The organism is Stenotrophomonas sp. P5_B8, assembly GCF_054049855.1.
Genome location: NZ_JBFULO010000249.1, coordinates 1 through 5,457, shown reverse-complemented (window position 1 = coordinate 5,457; position 5,457 = coordinate 1). Strand labels below are relative to the sequence as shown.

Genomic DNA, 5,457 nt, shown 5'->3' with positions numbered 1-5,457 from the left:
GCCGCAGGCCGACGCCGGAGGACATTCGCCGGAAAGGGCAYGGGCGCCCAGCGCCCGACCCATCGACCGCCGCTGCTGGAAGCGGTCGAAGCACGCTTCTGCTTGCCCCGCCCAGGGGCGAAGATCCTTTCTTGCACCAGACGAACCACCCGTATTGAAATAATCATCTGCTTCAATAGGTTGCGTCTGCCTGATTGCATCCGGGCAGGGCGTGGCTTGCCGCTGCGGGCGCGCAGGCCGCAAGATGCGGACCGGCCCGGGGAGTCCGAATTCATGTCCATGTCGTCCAAGTCGTGGCAGTACCGGGGGCATGCGCTGGCGCTGGCCCTGTGTGGATTGGTGCTGCTCAGTGCCTGCAAGGGCGATCGGATCGATCCGGACGCACCGGCGGCAGAGCCGGTGGCCGCGCTGCAGCAGTTGGCCCGGCAGGTCGCCGACAACGACCTGATCGGCTATGCGCGCGCGTCGGTACCGCCGGCCCAGTACGAGCGCCTGCAGTCGGCCTGGGCGCAGGGCCACAGCCGCTGGCCACTGACCGAGCTGCCGCTGGAGGGCCAGCTGCTGCCGATGCTCGCCGCGCTGTCCCAGCCGGACGCCCCGCAGCGGTTGCAGCGTTCGTTCGACACCCAGATTGCCGGCCAGGCCACCGGCGTGCGCCAGGCCGCGCACTCGATGGGGCTGTTCGGCGTGCAGTACCTGCGCAACCAGACCGATTACACCGATGCCCAGCGCGCCCATTACAGCCAGGTGGTCGACGTGCTCAGCCGTTGGGCGGCGGCGGCACCGCTGACCGACAAGCAGCGTGCCCGCACCACCATCACCTTGCTTACCGCCACCGCGCGCACTACCGGGTTGTCCACCGACGCGCAGCTGCAGACGGCCGGCATGGAGGAATCGCTGCGACGGCTGGGCCCGTTCTTCAAGGCCTTCAAGACCGCGCTGGCCAGCTATGGACTCTCGCTGGACGGTGCGCTCACGGGGCTGCGCGGGGAGGTGGTGTCCGCGCTGGGCAACGATGCCGTGGTGCGGGTGCAGTACCCGTTGGCCGGCGAACAGATCGAGGCCCAGGTGCGCATGACCCGTCGCGATGGACACTGGTACGTGTCCCGCACGCTGGAAGAGGCCGATGCGCTGCTGCAGGCCGCACAGGCCGCACAAGCTGAACATGACGCCCGCCAGGCCGCCGAAACAGAGGCGGCCGCGACGGTCAAGGACGGTGCTTCCGCATCGGCTAAGCCATAATGAAGCCGATGCCGAACCAGAATCCCCTGCCTTTCCCCGGCGAAGAGCCGCCCAAGACGCCGGACGCTTCGTCCCCGTCGTCCGTTCCCGTGGCCGCCACCGGCGCCCCGGCCGATGCCGGCCAGGTACCGCCTGAGGCGCCTGTCGGCGCTGAGCCGGTCGACGTTGCGCCGTCGGCCATCGTCCCCGGCAGCCGCGCCCCGGTGGGCCGCCGCCCGTGGTGGGCGCGCCTGCTCGGCCGCCTGGTCGAGCCGTGGCTGGCGTTGAAGATCGAACCCGAGCACCCCGGCCAGTACAACGACGGTCGCCCGGTGGTGTACGTGCTGGAGGACTACGGTCTGTCCAACGCGCTGATCCTGGACAAGGCCTGCCGCGAGGCCGGCCTGCCATCGCCACTGGTGCCCATCGCCGGCGATCCGACCGGGCGCAAGCGCGCCTATGTGGCGCTGTCGCGCCGGAGCAGCAGCAACTCGCTGATTCCCGAGCAGCGGGGCGCCAAGACCCATTCCGATTCGCTGGCCAAGGTGCTCCAGGCCCACCGCGCGCGCGATGAGCTGGACGTCCACCTGGTGCCGGTGTCGATCTTCGTCGGCCGTGCCCCGGACAAGCAGAGCGGCTGGTTCGCGGTGCTGTTCTCGGAAAACTGGGCGTTGGTGGGCCGTTTCCGTCGCCTGCTGGCCGTCCTGCTCAATGGCCGCAGCACCATCGTGCGGTTTGCCCCGCCGATCTCGCTGCGCAGCACGATCAACGAGGGGCTGGACCCCGAACGTACCGTGCGCAAGCTGCAGCGCGTGCTGCGTACCCACTTCCGCCGCATCCGCGAGTCGGTGATCGGCCCGGACCTGTCCACCCGCCGCCTGCTGGTGGACAAGGTGCTGGACGCGGACACCGTGCGCGAGGCGATCGCTTCGCAGGCCAAGCGCGACAACTCCAAGCCGGCCGATGCCTGGAAGAAGGCGCACGCCTACGCCTGGGAAATCGCCGCGGACTATTCCAGCCCCGCCGTGCGCTCGGCCAGCTTCATGCTCAGCCATGTCTGGAACCGCATCTACGCCGGCGTGCTGGTGCATCACCTGGACAAGTTCAAGGCCGCCGCGCCCGGGCACGAAGTGGTCTACGTGCCCAGCCACCGCAGCCACATGGACTACCTGCTGCTGTCCTACCTGCTGTACGACCGGGGCATCGTGCCGCCGCACATCGTGGCCGGCATCAACCTCAACCTGCCGGTGGTCGGTACGCTGCTGCGCAAGGGCGGTGCGTTCTTCATCCGTCGCTCCATCCGCGGCAACGCGCTGTATTCGGCGGTGCTCAGCGAGTACGTGGCGCAGCTGGTCGCCGGTGGCTATTCGATCGAATACTTCGTCGAAGGCGGTCGCTCGCGTACCGGTCGCCTGCTGCAGCCCAAGGGCGGCATGATCTCGATGACGCTGCGCGCGTTCCTGCGCCAGCCGCGCAAGCCGGTGCTGTTCCAGCCGGTCTACATCGGCTATGAAAAGCTGATGGAAGGCGGCAGCTACCTCGACGAACTGTCCGGGCGGCCCAAGGAAAAGGAATCGATCTGGTCGCTGTTGTGGTCCATCCCCAAGGTGCTCAAGCAGAACTACGGGCAGGTGGTGGTGAACTTCGGCGAGCCGATCGCGCTCAACGACGTGCTGGCCCAGCAGGCGCCGGCGTGGAACGGGCAGCCGGTGGGCGAGGACGAGAAGCCGTCCTGGCTGTCGGGCACGGTCGACCATCTGGCCGAGCGCATCCAGGTGCACATCAACGGCGCTGCCGACGTCAACCCGATCAACCTGCTGGCGCTGGCGCTGCTGTCCACGCCCAAGCACGCGATGGGCGAGGCCGACCTGATCGCGCAGATTGAACTGTGCAAGACGCTGCTGGTGGAGATGCCGTATTCGGACCGGGTGACGGTGACACCGCACTCGCCGGAGCGGATCATCGCCCACGCCGAAGAGATCAACGTCCTCACCCGCATCAAGCACCCGCTGGGCGATGTGCTCAGTGTCAGCGGCGACACCGCGGTGCTGCTCAGCTACTTCCGCAACAACGTCATCCACCTGTTCACCGCCTCCTCGTGGGTGGCCTGCTGCTTCCAGAACAATCGCCGCATGAGCCGCACCGGCCTGGTCCAACTGGGCCGCACGGTGTATCCGTTCCTGCAGGCCGAGCTGTTCCTGCCGTGGACCGAGGACGAGTTCGCCCAGCGCATCGAACAGACCATCAACGTGTTCGTGCGCGAGGGCCTGCTGCAGAACATCAACGACGACGACGGCGGCATCCTGGCGCGCAACACCGGGCAGACCGACGAGGTGTTCCGCCTGCGTGCGATCGGCCACTCGTTGCAGCAGGCGTTCGAGCGCTATTACATCGCCATCTCGGTGCTGGTGAAGAACGGCCCGGGCACGCTGGGTGCGGCCGAACTGGAAAGCCTGTGCCAGCAGGCTGCGCAGCGCCTGAGCCTTCTGTATGCACCGGCGGCGCCGGAGTTCTTCGACCGCACCCTGTTCCGCGGCTTCATCCAGAAACTGCGCGAACTGCGTCTGGTGTGGCCGGACGAAAACAGCAAGCTGCTGTTCGACGCGCGCCTGGATGCATGGGCCAAGGATGCCAAGTTCATCCTCGGCCGCGAACTGCGCCACACCATCGAACGGGTGAGTCCGGAAGCGGCCAAGCCGGAAGAGCCGGTCGCCACGGATTGACGGACGCGGATGCGCCGAGGCGCATCCACACGTATCCCGACGTATCCGGATCTTATTGCGTTCGCCAGCAATTCGTAGGTACCGACCGTTGGTCGGTACCCGCGCGCAAGCGCGGCAAAAGCGTCCGGAGACGAAGCAATACGGCGTGCACCGGCTGACCGACGCTGACCATCGTCCGAAGCCGCACGCCAAGGTTCATGCCGCCGGGACGGACGGCAGCCGACCAACGGTCGGCTCTACCGTCCGGAACATCGGCGGGGAGCGGGTAGAACGGCAGCCGACCAACGGTCGGCTCTACCCTCCGGAACTTCGGCGGGGAACGGGAAGGACGGCAGCTGACCAACGGTCGGCTCTACCCTCCGGAACATCGGCGGGGAACGGGACGGACGGCAGCCGACCAACGGTCGGCTCTACGCCGGTTCGTCGGGGATCAGCATGTCTTCCAGCTTGGCGATGCAGTCCTTCAACTGCAGCTTGCGTCGTTTCAGACGCTTGAATTCCAGCTCGTCCTCGCCGTTGGCGGCCATGCGCTGGATCTGGTCATCGAGCGCGCGGTGCTCCTGCCGGAGGTGGGCAAGGCGGGCGCTGATGTCGGCGAGTGTCATGGTATCCACAGTCTCGAGCATACACATCCACGGTGAGCCGTGGGGGTGAACGCAGTCACTTCCCGGTGGCCGTGACGGTCGGCGCGAGCCGGTAGAATGACCCCCCATGAGCGCCGTCTTCGCCCTGCCCGATCCCGTCCCGCGCGCCCGCGATCCGCGCGCGCTCGACGCCGTGCAGGACAAGCTGGCGCGGCGCCTGCGCCGCCAGGTCGGCCAGGCCATCGGCGATTTCGGCATGATCGCCGACGGCGACAAGGTGATGGTGTGCCTGTCCGGCGGCAAGGACAGCTACACCCTGCTGGACGTGCTGCTGCAGCTGCAGAAAAAGGCGCCGGTGCGCTTCGAGCTGGTCGCGGTCAACCTGGACCAGAAGCAGCCGGACTTCCCCGCGCACGTACTGCCGGCGTACCTCGAATCGATCGGGGTGGCCTACCAGGTCATCGAGCAGGACACCTATTCGGTGGTGAGCCGGGTGATTCCCGAAGGCCGCACGATGTGTTCGCTATGCTCGCGCCTGCGCCGCGGCGCGCTGTACCGCCATGCGGCGGAGAATGGCTTCAGCAAGATCGCGTTGGGCCACCACCGCGATGACAGCGTGGCCACGTTCTTCCTCAACCTGTTCCACCATGCCAAGCTGTCGGCGATGCCGCCCAAGCTGCGCAGCGATGACGGCCAGCACGTGGTGATCCGTCCGCTGGCCTACGTGGCCGAAGACGATATCCGCGCCTATGCGCAGGCACGCGCGTTTCCGATCATCCCGTGCAACCTGTGCGGCAGCCAGGACAACCTGCAACGCCGCCAGGTCGGGCAGATGCTGCAGCAGTGGGAACAGCAGCACCCCGGCCGCATCGATCAGATCGCGCGCGCGCTGGGCAACATCCAGCCTTCGCAGCTGGCCGATCCGAGCC

4 protein-coding genes are annotated in these 5,457 nt (G+C 67.5%); 3 read left to right on the top strand and 1 reads right to left on the bottom strand.

Annotated features, from left to right (window positions below):
- Window positions 1–273 precede the first annotated feature (273 nt).
- A complete protein-coding gene (locus ACXJKH_RS13525; protein ID WP_457319995.1) occupies window positions 274–1,242 on the top strand; it encodes a hypothetical protein in 969 nt (322 codons plus the stop codon).
- Complete coding sequence (gene plsB / locus ACXJKH_RS13520; RefSeq protein ID WP_256777286.1) at window positions 1,242–3,944, top strand: glycerol-3-phosphate 1-O-acyltransferase PlsB; 2,703 nt, start codon at window positions 1,242–1,244, stop codon at window positions 3,942–3,944. The genes ACXJKH_RS13525 and plsB overlap by 1 nt, the downstream gene beginning before the upstream one ends.
- A 410-nt stretch (window positions 3,945–4,354) precedes the next feature.
- Here the strand turns inward: plsB and ACXJKH_RS13515 are convergent, their stop codons facing one another.
- Window positions 4,355–4,549 carry a YdcH family protein gene (locus ACXJKH_RS13515; RefSeq protein WP_306175477.1) on the bottom strand — a complete coding sequence of 65 codons (195 nt, stop codon included), beginning with the start codon at window positions 4,547–4,549 and terminating at the stop codon, window positions 4,355–4,357.
- A gap of 106 nt (window positions 4,550–4,655) precedes the next feature.
- On the opposite strand from ACXJKH_RS13515, the gene ttcA reads away from it, so the two are divergent.
- Window positions 4,656–5,457, top strand: an 802-nt coding sequence (gene ttcA / locus ACXJKH_RS13510; protein WP_457319992.1) for a tRNA 2-thiocytidine(32) synthetase TtcA, incomplete at its 3' end; no start/stop codon positions are given.

Bases quoted from the DNA above. Each gene is read 5' to 3' on its own strand.
- ACXJKH_RS13525 (WP_457319995.1), top strand. From the start codon at position 274: ATGTCCATGTCGTCCAAGTCGTGGCAGTACCGGGGGCATGCGCTGGCG.
- plsB (WP_256777286.1), top strand. From the start codon at position 1,242: ATGAAGCCGATGCCGAACCAGAATCCCCTGCCTTTCCCCGGCGAAGAG.
- ACXJKH_RS13515 (WP_306175477.1), bottom strand. From the start codon at position 4,549: ATGACACTCGCCGACATCAGCGCCCGCCTTGCCCACCTCCGGCAGGAG.